At 42.2% G+C, this 12497-nt stretch carries 14 protein-coding genes; 10 read left to right on the forward strand and 4 right to left on the reverse strand.

Annotated elements, in window-relative coordinates; genetic code table 11:
• Positions 1 to 18: 18 nt before the first annotated feature.
• A complete protein-coding gene (locus CJ305_RS14485; protein WP_099647010.1) occupies positions 19 to 279 on the reverse strand; it encodes a DUF4834 family protein in 261 nt (86 codons plus the stop codon).
• 234 nt (positions 280 to 513) lie between these two features.
• On the opposite strand from CJ305_RS14485, the gene CJ305_RS14490 reads away from it, so the two are divergent.
• Complete coding sequence (locus CJ305_RS14490; RefSeq protein ID WP_099647011.1) at positions 514 to 1404, forward strand: transporter; 891 nt, start codon at positions 514 to 516, stop codon at positions 1402 to 1404.
• A gap of 35 nt (positions 1405 to 1439) precedes the next feature.
• Entirely contained in the window at positions 1440 to 2558 is a 1119-nt protein-coding gene (locus tag CJ305_RS14495; RefSeq protein ID WP_099647012.1) for a GNAT family N-acetyltransferase, read from the forward strand.
• Between the two features lie 40 nt (positions 2559 to 2598).
• Here the strand turns inward: CJ305_RS14495 and CJ305_RS14500 are convergent, their stop codons facing one another.
• Positions 2599 to 3279, reverse strand: a complete 681-nt coding sequence (locus CJ305_RS14500) for an SIMPL domain-containing protein (protein ID WP_099647013.1) — start codon at positions 3277 to 3279, stop codon at positions 2599 to 2601.
• Positions 3280 to 3383: 104 nt separating this feature from the next.
• Positions 3384 to 4034, reverse strand: a complete 651-nt coding sequence (locus tag CJ305_RS14505; RefSeq protein ID WP_099647014.1) for a rhomboid family intramembrane serine protease — start codon at positions 4032 to 4034, stop codon at positions 3384 to 3386.
• Between the two features lie 133 nt (positions 4035 to 4167).
• Here CJ305_RS14505 and CJ305_RS14510 point away from each other — a divergent pair, with 133 nt between their 5' ends.
• Complete coding sequence (locus CJ305_RS14510; protein ID WP_099647015.1) at positions 4168 to 5037, forward strand: lysophospholipid acyltransferase family protein; 870 nt, start codon at positions 4168 to 4170, stop codon at positions 5035 to 5037.
• A 163-nt stretch (positions 5038 to 5200) separates the two neighbouring features.
• Here the strand turns inward: CJ305_RS14510 and glmM are convergent, their stop codons facing one another.
• Positions 5201 to 6592, reverse strand: coding sequence for a phosphoglucosamine mutase (glmM, locus tag CJ305_RS14515; RefSeq protein WP_099647016.1), 1392 nt, complete (start codon positions 6590 to 6592; stop codon positions 5201 to 5203).
• Between the two features lie 112 nt (positions 6593 to 6704).
• Between glmM and CJ305_RS14520 the strand changes: the two genes are divergently transcribed.
• The 7 genes from CJ305_RS14520 to CJ305_RS14550 all read left to right on the forward strand — a co-directional run bounded on the left by CJ305_RS14520 (position 6705) and on the right by CJ305_RS14550 (position 12482).
• A complete protein-coding gene (locus CJ305_RS14520) occupies positions 6705 to 7325 on the forward strand; it encodes an acyl carrier protein phosphodiesterase (protein WP_099647017.1) in 621 nt (206 codons plus the stop codon).
• Complete coding sequence (gene ggt, locus CJ305_RS14525; protein ID WP_099647018.1) at positions 7322 to 9058, forward strand: gamma-glutamyltransferase; 1737 nt, start codon at positions 7322 to 7324, stop codon at positions 9056 to 9058. The genes CJ305_RS14520 and ggt overlap by 4 nt, the downstream gene beginning before the upstream one ends.
• 337 nt (positions 9059 to 9395) lie before the next feature.
• Positions 9396 to 9989, forward strand: a complete 594-nt coding sequence (locus CJ305_RS14530; protein ID WP_099647019.1) for a transcriptional regulator — start codon at positions 9396 to 9398, stop codon at positions 9987 to 9989.
• Positions 9990 to 10730, forward strand: a complete 741-nt coding sequence (locus CJ305_RS14535; RefSeq protein WP_099647020.1) for a DUF3307 domain-containing protein — start codon at positions 9990 to 9992, stop codon at positions 10728 to 10730. It begins immediately after the preceding gene.
• A gap of 124 nt (positions 10731 to 10854) precedes the next feature.
• Positions 10855 to 11667 carry a metallophosphoesterase gene (locus CJ305_RS14540; protein WP_099647021.1) on the forward strand — a complete coding sequence of 271 codons (813 nt, stop codon included), beginning with the start codon at positions 10855 to 10857 and terminating at the stop codon, positions 11665 to 11667.
• Positions 11668 to 11971: 304 nt separating this feature from the next.
• Positions 11972 to 12175, forward strand: a complete 204-nt coding sequence (locus tag CJ305_RS19630) for a hypothetical protein (protein ID WP_223248883.1) — start codon at positions 11972 to 11974, stop codon at positions 12173 to 12175.
• A complete protein-coding gene (locus CJ305_RS14550) occupies positions 12147 to 12482 on the forward strand; it encodes a DUF6984 family protein (protein WP_099647023.1) in 336 nt (111 codons plus the stop codon). Before CJ305_RS19630 ends, CJ305_RS14550 begins: the two co-directional genes overlap by 29 nt.
• Positions 12483 to 12497 lie beyond the last annotated feature (15 nt).

Here is a 12497-nt window from a genome sequence, read left to right on the forward strand (position 1 = left end):
AAAACTAAAGGGCGGAAATTAGTCAATTTCTTCGTAATCGATATATTCCCCCACGTTTTTATTTGCGTGTGTGTCTTGTCGGGGTACCTTGTCGATCACGGTTTCACCTTCCTGTCTAGGTGGGTTTTGACGTCCCTGAAAACCTTGTGCCATATTCTGAAAACGCTCCCCGGCTTTCTTAGAGATATACCTCATAATATAAGGTGCCGCAAGCCGAATAATGATACGCAGGGCAAAAAAGATGAGCAGTATGATGAGAATGGTTTGTAAAAATTTCATCTTTAGGTAATTTAAAATAGCTAACCAAAGTTGTGTAGCAGTTATTGCCCAATACGGGCTTTAAGTTTCACTACACGAGGTGTAAAAGTAACTATTAGGCTTTTGTTTGAGCTTAAAAAAACACTAAAAAAGGGCGGTAAACTGAGCTAAGGGGCTTTAGGCTATCTGTAATTTTTACAGTATGTTTGTGAGATTAGCACCTAATTTTGTCAAATTCTTAAATATACCCCTCTAATGAAGGTGAAATTCAGTTATGCAATAGGTGTATTGCTGTTTGTTGCAGGCTTTACAGCGCAGGCGCAGTATACCGAAACCCTGAACTCTAACCGCCCCGGTCAGTCGCAAGGCGCATTTGCTGTGGGGACAGGAGTTTTTCAGGCTGAAGTGGGTGCAACTTTAGGCAGAGAAGCACACAATCTGCTTTTTACTAAAACCGAAAACTGGGGTACCGAATTTCAACTGCGTTACGGTGCCATCAGAGAGCAGCTGGAGTTCAATTTTTCAGGCAGCTTTTTGTACGAAAACATTACGCCTACAGCCGGTAATGCAGATCCCTACAGCCACAGCGGCTTCCCCATAATAACAGCCGGAGTTAAATACCTGCTTTACGATCCCTATAAAAATTACACCGAAAAGATTAACGTATACAGCTACCACGCCAATCGCGCCTTTAAGTGGCGCACACTCATTCCGGCGGTTTCCATTTTTTCGGGAGCCAATTATGTATACCGAAACAACAATCCCTTTTTACCCGAAAGTCAGGCGGGTTTTTCACCTAAAGTCATTGCCATTACTCAGCACAACTGGGGTCGCTGGGTATGGGTAAATAACTTTATTTACGATCAGTTTTTAACTGACTATCCTACCAAAGCCTGGATTACCACAATGACGCATTCATTCAACCCTAAAATCGCCGCTTTTGCTGAGGTACAGGTTATCATAAGTGACATTTATGCTGATGATTTGTTTCGTTTTGGCGCGGCTTATTTGATCACCAAAGATTTACAGGTTGATGTGAATGCATTGATCAACTTTAAAGAAACCCCGCGACGCCGGCAACTGGGACTGGGAGTGTCGTACCGACTTGATTTTCACCGAAACGACCAATTACTTCCCAAAAACTAAAAATACGGTTACTTTTACACCCTAGAGTATACGAGATGATTACAATCAAAGAAATGAAAACAAAAAAGGAATTGAGACAATTCGTCAAATTCCCGTTTTCTATTTATGATAAAGAAACAAATTGGGTTCCCCCGCTGATCAACGATGAGTTGGAAAGTATGGATCCCGAAAAAAACCCGGTTTTTAAAAATGCCGAGGCACGTTTTTTTCTGGCTTTAAAGAATGGAAAGCCTGTAGGGCGTATTGCTGCGATCATTAACCATATCGAAATAAACGAGCAGGGAAAGCCCAAAATGCGTTTTGGTTGGTATGATGCCATTGATGATCTCGAGGTAACCAAAGCGCTGATCGCAAAGATTGAAGAAATAGGTCGTGCAAACAACCTCAAGTGGATTGAAGGCCCCGTAGGATTCAGCAATATGGAAAAAGCCGGAATGCTCATTGAAGGTTTTGAATACCTTAATACGATGATTACCTGGTACAATTACCCGTATTATAAAGAACATTTTGAAAAACTCAATTTTGAGAAAGCTTCAGAATGGGTGGAATATGAAATTCAAATTCCTGAAAAGTCGCCTGAAAAAGTAGAGAAATTCGCCCGCCTTATAGTGGAGCGCTACAACCTCAAGCTTATTCATTTCAACAACAGCAAGGAGATTTTGCCCTACGTAGACGATATGTTTGGGTTGCTTAATAAAACTTATAATGAACTGAGCACCTTTGTGCCAATTCAGCAATACCAAATTGACCACTACAAGGACAAATACATCAAGTACATCAATCCGCATTACATCAAGTGTATTGAAGATGCCCAAGGTAAACTTATCGCTTTTGCGATTACGATGCCTTCCTTCAGTAAGGCGCTCAAAAAAGCAAACGGCAGCCTGTGGCCTTTTGGCTTCATTCATCTTTTAAGGGCCCGTAAACAAAACGATACCGCGGCATTTTACCTAATAGGAATTGATCCCGAATATCAGGGTAAAGGAGTAACTGCAGCTATTTTCCAAACGATGCAGGATTTATTTACCGCAAACGGAATCACGCAGGTGGAAACCAATCCTGAACTGGAAGAAAACAAAGCCATTCAACAGCTTTGGAAAAAATACGATCACAAACTACATAAACGAAGAAGGACCTATAAACGTGATTTATAGGTCCCTCAGGATATTTTTTGGCTAATGCCAAAACATTTTTTTAGTCTACCAGCTCAAAACTTACCTGTATAGTTGAAGTTACGGTAATCTCACCAGGCGCAATCGTATTACGACCGCTGTCCATAGATTCGGCAACTGCCATTTTATACATAGGCTGTGGTTGCGGACTGCTGGTTCCCTGCTCTGCGATTAATAAGGCCTTCCCAATATTCTGACCCAGAACTCCGGCATAAGCTTCCGCTTTTTGCTTGGCGTTTAAAACCGCCTTTTTACGGGCTTCAGCTTCGTATTCCTCCATTTTTGAAGACGAAAAACTCACTCCGTTAATGGAGTTTATACCTGAGGCTACCAGGCCTGACATTAATTTATCGTATTTAGATAAATCTTTCAGTTCTACCGAAATCGTCTGGCTGGCATTGTAGTTATAGGTTTTGGTATTGTAATCGTAGTTTTTATTGAGGTTGACATATTCTGTCTGAACCTGATTTTGGGGAATGCCCATTTTGATTAAGTAATCGAGCACCTTATCTACAGCAGCGTCATTTTCCGTCTTTACCGTTTTAGGATCTTTGCCCTCATTCTGAACTCCCATTCTAATGGTTACTTCATCAGGTACGGCAATTACCTTACCCTCACCGGTTACACTTACACTAGGTTGAATTTGCTGAGCGCTTACTGCGGTTGTTATAGCCGTGATGGCCAAAATTAAAATCGTTTTCATGCTTTTAAATTTTTGTGTTTAGTTATTCAGCAATACTAAATTCAAGTTCTGAATTAGAAATTGCCGGTTGTTTGACGTCAAAGATAAAAGCAAGAGCTATGCCACTAAATCTTTCCGGTCTTGTTTAACACAAATAAAACAATGATGGGAATCGCCAACAATCCCACCATCAGCGTGTTAATCTGAAGCAGTATGGGCGCCATTAACAAAGTAATAACATAACCACCTACTGCCCCGCCAAAATGGGCGTCGTGACCAATGTTGTCATTATTGGCGCGCATTCCGTAGATGGAATACAGCAAATATCCGATACCAAAAATATAGGCCGGTATAGGAACGGGAATAAAAAACATATACAGGCTCATATCGGGCTGCAGTAAAATCGCCGAATATAAGATCCCTGAGACCGCCCCACTCGCTCCTACTGCCGAATAATGGTATTCATCTTTATGGAAATAATAGGATAGTAAATTACCCAGTATCAGGCTGCCAAGGTAGATTATCGCAAATTCCCAATTGCCCAGTAAACTTACCACAAGAGGCGCGAAAAAATACAGGGTTAGCATATTGAAAAATAAGTGTGCCGTACTTACATGTAAAAATCCCGAAGAAAGAATGCGAATCTGCTCCCCACGACGCACTGCGCCGGTATTGAATTTGTATTTTTCAAAAAATGAATAATCGTTAAAGCCTTTCATTGAGATAAGTACATTAATACCAATCACGATTAAGGTTACCAGGTTTAAATCCCCCATAAATGCTCGAGTTTAAGCTTCAAATATACCTATATTTGCGCACTAAAAGTGAGCAGAACGTTAGCGATTTCCTGCGGGTTTATAGAACTTCTTAATACGCTTCTGCTGTCTTTCTCTTTAAAATGATCTGCTGATGCAAGGACTTGTGTTTTGGTTGGTTTATCCGCTCTTATGGTGCATCTCTAAGCTCCCCTGGAGGCTGTTTTATATGGTCTCAGACGGAGTTTACGCTTTGGTGTATTATGTGGTGGGCTATCGCCGAAAAACAGTCGCATTCAATCTAAAAACAGCTTTTCCAGAAAAATCGGAAGCCGAATTAAAACAGATTGAAAAAGACTTTTACAAGCATATGTGCGACATGTTTCTGGAGATGATCAAGTCGATCTCTATTTCTGCGGAAGAATTAAAAAAACGGTTTGTAATCGAAGATCTCGACATCATCTACAAGCTGGAGGCCGAAAAACGCAGTTCGCTTATTATGATGGGACACTATGCCAGTTATGAATGGCTTACGGCGCTGCAGTTTTACTTTGACTACACCGGTTATGGCATTTACAAGCGCATCAAAAACAAACGTTTTGATGAATTGGTACAGCGCATACGCAAAAAATGGAATTCCGAACTCATCAACAATAAGGAAGCCACCTTTATCATTCGTAAAAAGCAACGTAAAGGCGAGATGGCGACCTATGCGTTTATTGCAGACCAGTCTCCAAAATCCCGCAAAAACCAATATTGTACTGATTTTCTGGGACAAAATGTACCCTTTTTTACCGGTGTTGAGCGTTTAGCCAAATCCGAAAATATGCCAGTGCTGTACCTGGCCGTAGACAAAGTAAAGCGTGGTTTTTATAAAGCCCGTTTTGAGGTCATCACCGAAAACCCCACTTCCCTACCCGATTATCAGATTACAGACGTATTTATTAAAAACCTCGAAACGCAAATCCGCCGCGCACCGCAATACTATCTGTGGACGCACAAGCGGTTTAAGCACAAACTTTAAGAATTCAAAATTCAAGGTTTGAAATTCAAAAATTTTTACTTGGAGATACTGATGTGATTTCTCCCTAAAGGTCGAAATGACAAACCAATTGTAAATTCCCGATTTTGTATTTCGTATTTCTAATTTCGTATTTCCAAAACTGCCTGCTGCAACTGAAAGCTGTCTACTGAATCCCCGCTATCTCCTTAATTTCTGCGATCATATCATCAGCGATTTTATCTGCTTCAGCTTGTGACGGAGCTTCGGTGTAAATACGAATGATGGGTTCGGTGTTTGATTTTCTGAGGTGTACCCAGTGCTTTTCAAAATCGATTTTAACGCCGTCAATCGTATTGATTTCTTCAGTTTTGTGATTTTCGGCAACTGCTTTTAAAATGCCGTCTACATCCAGACCGGGCGTAAGTTCAATTTTCTTTTTACTCATAAAATACGCAGGATAGCTCGCGCGTAACTCGCTTACTTTTAGTTTTCGCTTTGCGAGATGCGTCAAAAACAGGGCTACACCAACAAGAGCATCCCGGCCGTAATGCGACTCAGGATAAATGATACCTCCGTTGCCCTCACCACCTATTACGGCACCTACTTCTTTCATTTTGGCAACCACATTCACCTCACCCACAGCAGCTGCGTGATAGGTGCCGCCGTGCTTTAAAGTGACATCACGCAGGGCGCGCGACGAACTCAAATTAGAAACGGTTGTTCCGGGGTTTTCACCTAAAACATAATCGGCACAGGCTACAAGCGTGTATTCTTCTCCAAACATTTCACCGGTTTCATCAATAAATGCCAGCCGGTCCACATCAGGATCAACCACAATTCCCAAATCGGCGTTTTCTTCTTTTACCAAAGCGCAGATATCGCCCAAATGCTCTTTCAAAGGTTCGGGATTATGCGGAAACCTTCCGTTAGGCTCGCAATACAATTTTACGGTGTGCACCCCAAGACGGTTGAGCAACATCGGGATCGCAATCCCTCCGGTTGAATTCACGCCGTCTACCACAATCTTAAATCCGGCCGCTTTGATCGCGTCTTCATCCACGAGTTCGAGATCTAAAACCTCGTCGATGTGAATATCGATATAGGCGTCGTTTTTATGTATTTCGCCCAAATCATCCACATCTGCAAAATTCAGTTCTGCTGATTCTGCCAGTTCGAGGATTTTCGCTCCGGCTTCGGCATTTAGGAATTCGCCGTTTTTATCCAGCAATTTCAGGGCATTCCATTGTTTAGGATTGTGCGATGCGGTAAGAATTATTCCGCCATCGGCGTGCTCCAGTTTTACTGCAAGCTCTACCGTAGGCGTGGTCGATAGATCCAGATCAATTACGTGAATACCCATACCCACCAGAGTTTGCATCACCAGTTGCTGCAGCATTTCGCCGCTTAGGCGCGCATCACGACCTACCACAACGCGGTATTCGTCTTTAGTTCGCTGCTGTTTGATAAAGCTTCCGTAAGCCGAAGCAAATTTTACAGCATCAATCGGAGTCAGGTTATCTCCGGGATTACCGCCTATGGTTCCGCGTATTCCGGATATGGATTTGATTAGGGTCATTTATCTATTGATATTTTTAGTGCTAAACTTATTGGTTTTCGAAAAAACCGGCTATTCGCAAATATAGCCAAACACCAGGCGTTCCTAAACCGATTATTTGTATTTTAAACCGATGAATTTTTTGGCACACATTTATCTTTCGGGTGATGACGAACTGGTCACGCTGGGCAATTTTATGGCAGACGGCATAAAAGGCAAGCAGTATAAAAAGTTTAGTCCCCGGCTTAAAAAAGGCATTTTGCTGCACCGCAGTATTGACACCTTTACAGACGCTCATCCCACGGTGCGCCAAAGCACCCGCCGCCTGCACGCTAAGTACAGCCACTACAGCGGGGTGATTGTAGATATTCTTTATGACCACTTTTTAGCCAAAAACTGGCAGCAATATTCAAAAGTTCCTTTAGAGCAATTTGTAAGCGATTTTTACGACAGCCTTGACCGGCATTACGATGTGTTGACCAATTCCATACAGCATATGATTCCGCATATGATTGCAGACAACTGGTTGCTGAGTTATGCCAAAATAAGCGGTATCGCCACAGTTTTACACAATATGAACCGCCGTACCCGAAATCGCAGCGGGATGGACCGGGCAGTTGAAGATTTACAGGAGCATTATACCGATTTTGAACACGAATTCACCAGCTTTTTTGAAGAGCTTCGCGCCTTTTCTACGGAACGATTAGAAGAACTAAACACTGAATTTCCCGATACCAATACTACCGACCTATGAATTTTAAACTACTGAAACCTTTAGGATTTATACTGACATTTATTCTGGTTTTAAATTCCTGCAAAACCGAACAAAAACAGCCACGCAGCATTCAGCGCGGAAAACTTGCAGATAGCATTATGGTGGTTTCGGCCCGTGAAGAAGCTTCGCGTATAGGCGCCGAAATCCTAAAACAAGGTGGTAATGCCTTTGATGCGCTCATAGGTGTTGATATGGCGCTTAATGTTGCCTATCCCTTTGCCGGAAGCCTGGGCGGCGGTGGTTTTATGGTGTACCGCAAAGCCAACGGCGAGATTGGCAGCATCGACTACCGCGAGAAAGCCCCTATAGCTGCCACGCACGATATGTATCTGGACGAAAACGGCGATGCCATCGCTTCTTTGAGTCGTGAAGGAGCGCTGGCTGTGGGCGTTCCGGGAACCATTGCCGGGATGTTTGCCATTCACGAAAAGCTGGGATCTATGCCGATGGCTGAGATCCTTGAACCGGTTATTGCTCTGGCCGAAAAAGGCTATGTAGTAACCGAAAATCAATGGAATCGCTATCGCAATTACGCCGCGGTTTTTGACAGTATTAACGGGATGGAAACCCTCTATTCGGTAGGTTTTCGCGAAAGTGACAGCCTTAAAGTCAAAGCGGGTGACACCATTAAAAACCCCGTGCTGGCCGCTACGCTGAGACGCATTGCGCAAAACGGAAAAAGTGAATTCTACGAAGGCGAGACCGCTCAGAAGTTGGTCAACTTTATGCAAAAACATGGAGGAATCATCACGCTCGAAGACCTTAAAAACTACGAAGCAGTCTGGCGGAGACCCATCGTTTCCAGCTATAAAAATTTGAAAATCATCGGGATGCCGCCACCATCAAGCGGCGGCGTTTGTCTGGCACAGATCTTTAAAATGATTGAACCCTACAAACTGAGCACCTACGGGCACAATTCGCTCAAAAGCATTCAGGTGATTACCGAAGCCGAACGTCGCGCTTATGCCGACCGCAGTTTTTTTCTGGGCGATCCCGACTTTAACGATATTCCCATTGAAACGCTCATCAGCACCGAATATGCAACAGAACGTATGGAGAATTTTAGCTTTAAGCAGGCAACGCCTTCTTCTGAGGTTGAGCATGGCGTAATCCCCGGCTATGAGTCTATGGAAACCACGCATTTCTCGATTGTTGATCAATATGGTAATGCGGTTGCCCTTACCACTACCCTCAACGGCGCCTACGGTTCTAAGCTGTATGCAGACGAACTCGGCTTTTTCCTGAACAACGAGATGGATGATTTTAGTGTAAAACCCGGAGTGCCTAATATGTTTGGCCTTATTGGCGCGGCGGCAAATAAAATCGAACCTCAAAAACGCATGCTGAGCTCGATGACGCCTACCATTGTAGAAAAAGACGGTAAACTTTGGATGACGGTAGGTACGCCGGGCGGTTCGACTATAATTACTTCGGTGTTGCAAACGATTCTGAATGTAGCCGATTTTGAAATGGGTATGCAGGAAGCGGTAGACGCCCCCAGATTTCATCATCAGTGGCTGCCCGATGTGGTTACCTTCGAACCCAATACCTTTGGGAAATCGCTTTTAGATAGCCTGGCGGCGAAAGGATACCAGATTCGTCAGGAAAACAGCGTTATTCTAGGAAAAGTAGACGGTGTACTCGTCTTACCTGACGGAACCCTGGAAGGTGGTGCAGACCGTCGCGGAGACGATACTGCTGTTGGTTATTGATTTTTATCGCTTCTAAAAACGATAATTCAATTTATTGCCTTTGGATACGATAATGTGGGGTTGTTATTTGTTAATTGTTAAGCGTTAATGGGTTATTCTACAAAATCTAAATTCTGAATGGATTAGTCAGTTATTTCTTGTTTATTGTTTATTGTTTATTGTTTAAAATAATCCAGCATTCTGCATTCTTAATTCTAAATTGATTACTGATTTATTAATTATTCAGTTATTATAACGGAAAACGGTAAACAGTAAACCAAGAACTAAACCCCTTGCAATTATCGCATTATAATACGATATTTACCATTATCGTTTCTAAATACGATAATAAACACTTATGACCGCTATACTAACTGCAGATATCATCAATTCGCGAACGCAGCAAAACTGGCTTCCGGTATTGAAAGCCGTACTTAACCGTCTGGGTGACGAGCCCAAAGCCTGGGAGATTTACCGGGGCGACAGCTTTCAGCTTGAGGTAAAACCTACAGAAGCCCTTTATTCCGCCTTGCTCATCAAAAGCGCAATTAAAAGTCTGGAAGGCATAGACGTACGCATCGCTATAGGTCTGGGAGACAAGACTCACGACGCAGCTAAAATCACCGAAGCTAACGGAAGCGCTTTTGTAAACAGCGGCACCTGTTTTGACCGACTCAAAAAACAAACCCTCGCCCTGCAAAGCGAGCTTGCTGATTTTGACACACAATTCAACCTCATTCTTGAATTGGCCTGCCTGACCATGGACAACTGGACGCCGGTGAGCGCGCAGGTGTTTCACCAAAAGCTGCTGCACCCGCAGCTCAATCAAACCGAACTGAGCGAGATGCTGGGCAAATCGCAAAGCACCATTAGCGCTACCCTGCACCGCGCGGGATATGACGAACTCACCAAAATGCTTCAGCACTACAGCCAAACCTTAAACAATCACTAAATGCTCGCACTCGCTCTGAAATTGCTGCTCGCTCACATTCTGGGAGACTTTGTACTGCAGCCCACCCGCTGGGTAAAAGACAAGCGCAAAAAGGGTTTTCGCTCGCCGTATCTGTTGGCGCACATCGGCGTACATCTGCTGGCTTTGCTGGTGCTTTTGCAGTTTGACAGCCGCTATTTTTTAGGCATCGCCTTTATAGGCATTACCCACTACGCTATAGACCTGCTTAAGATCAGATACACGACCAAAAAGAACAGTACCTCATTATTTATTGCAGATCAGGTTGCGCATCTGCTGGTGCTCAATCTGGCGCTGTATTACTACACGCCTTATACGATAGACTTTGATGCGCTGTACCAGCCTCTAGTTTTGCTGGTGCTCACCCTTTTGTTTTTTGTAACCTATGTTGCCGGGATTTTAATGCGGCTTATTTTACAACCCTGGCAGGAAGCCATCGAACCTTCTAAAAAGGAAAAACTCAAGGTCAAAAACACCTCTCTGGCCGGTGCCGGAAAAATCATTGGGATGCTCGAGCGCCTGTTTGTTTTCGCTTTTATCCTGCTCAACGCCTGGTCTGCAATAGGCTTTTTGATCACGGCTAAGTCGGTTTTACGTTTTGGGGATCTTACCGAAGGAAAAAACCGCCAGCTTACCGAATATGTATTGATAGGAACCCTCCTCAGCTTTGGTCTGGCCATAGGCGCCGGACTGCTCTTTAACTACCTGCTCCCGTATTTATAGAAAATCTGGAATTCCGGAAAAAACTTATAAACTGAACAGGTATATTTACGGAAATGAAGGTTTATATCTTTTGCTTGCTGTCTACCAAGAACTAAAGTAAAGCTAACACGCAGAAATTTTAGAGATGATAAAATTTACCAGAAGAAAATTTATTAAAACAGGAGTTTTTGCGGCAATTGGATTAGTTCTTTTGGATTCACTTTGGTTTGAGAAATATGTGATTGACTGGAATTACTTCGACATCTCAAAATCGGAAAAAGACAAACTAAAAATAATCCAGATTTCAGATTTGCACCTGAATCAATTAAGGTCTGTTCACAAATCGATTGCCAGAAAGATAAACGCTTTACAACCTGATTTAATCTTTATCACCGGGGATTCTGTTGACAAAACAGAAAAGATAAAACCGCTTCATGCATTCCTTGAACTCATTGATAATTCTATTAAAAAATATGCAATAACCGGAAATTGGGAATATTGGGGAAATGTTGATCTGGTAGAATTAGAAAAAGTTTATTACAAGAATAATTGCGAACTGCTAATTAACGATAATAGGACTTTTTCAATTAGAAACAGGGAAATAGCGATAATCGGAATTGACGATTTTGTTGGAGGTAATGCAGATTTTGAGGAGGCAATTGAAGGTCTTAAAGAAGCAGATACTACCATTGTTTTATCTCATTGTCCGGAACACAGGGATATCATCGCAAAACAAAAGGGAAACATCCTGATTGATTTAGTACTTTCCGGTCACACACACGGAGGTCAAATCACCTTTCTAGGATTCGTTCCATTCAAACCTCAGGGAAGTGGAAATTACTTAAAAGGTTGGTATACAGAATCAGACCCGAAAATGTATGTATCTAAAGGGATAGGAACAAGTATGTTGCCCATTCGATTTGGAGCAAGAGCAGAAATAGTCCAGATGGACATTTAAAAAAATCTCTAAGCTAGAGTTGCAATTCACATCTTTGCGAACAATACGGTTTCTTGACTTTTTGAAAGATACAGGTATACAATAACAGGTATTAAGCTTATTAATGTAATAAAGAAGAAAAAAGGAAAAAGCCTATTCGATATATCTGGACGCAACCAAAATCGGTACAACCCGATTTGAATATGCTGACGTGCCAATGGGCGTTCTCAATGGAAAAATCAATTTTTTAAATATAGAATCCCCCTATGCCCTTTTCAGAAATCATTGTAAAAGGCATAAAGTTCAAATAAATGAGGACGAACCAATGTACAAATTCATAGATACCATTGTTATTCACCAACTTAAAGTTTATTTCGAAAACGGAATTGAATTGACCGGTTGGGGCGCGGCAATAACGGGAATGGATAGTGAAGAATACGAAATCCAATTTGGTGGAATCTCACCTGAATTAATGCAAAGGGAATTCAAACACTATTATGATGAATATTTTGGAAATGAGACCCATTAAACAAAAAGAAATAGAAATAATTAAGAAGTTATGCAATAATCAGTTCAAGATACCCGAGCTGATTAGGAATCTGAATGATAATCATATGGGATCAATCTCTTTTGACATCGAAAATAAGCAAGCCCGACAAAAATCTATAGCTGCTGCAGAGTACATAGATATTGATGGGGTTTTGGTTGATATAGAGCTAAGCATTGATGAAGAAGGTAATTTATTTGAGCTTGATTTTTGGAAAGTTGATTTTAGCGAGTTAAAAGAATACCCCACTTTTGATAAGCTTAAAGTTAGAATTCCTGATGAAGGCTAATTTCCTTTTCAAAAC

Source organism: Leeuwenhoekiella nanhaiensis, from assembly GCF_002744755.1.
Classification (GTDB): Bacteria; Bacteroidota; Bacteroidia; order Flavobacteriales; family Flavobacteriaceae; genus Leeuwenhoekiella; species Leeuwenhoekiella nanhaiensis.